1 pseudogene is annotated in these 228 nt (G+C 76.3%); it reads left to right on the top strand.

Going from position 1 to position 228, the window contains the following annotated elements:
• Nucleotides 1-157: pseudogene (locus KVT14_RS22895) on the top strand (gfo/Idh/MocA family oxidoreductase); the annotation flags it as partial.
• Between the last annotated feature and the right edge of the window lie 71 nt (nt 158-228).

Here is a 228-nt window from a genome sequence, read left to right on the forward strand (position 1 = left end):
GCACGCCTTCACCCACCAGGTCGTCGACCTGGTCGGCGCGATCGCGGCGGGTCAGGACCCGTCGCTGTCGTTCGCCGGGGGACTCGCCGTGCAGCGCGTGCTCGACGCCGTCGAGCGCAGCGCGGCCGACGGCAGCCGGTGGGTCGCCATGGGCTGACCGCCCGGGGGCGTCCCGCCCCGCGGGTACCCCGCCCGCACCAGCACCACCCGTCAGACGACGATCAGCTC

This window comes from Cellulomonas sp. GbtcB1, from assembly GCF_019091725.1.
Lineage (GTDB): Bacteria > Actinomycetota > Actinomycetes > Actinomycetales > Cellulomonadaceae > Cellulomonas.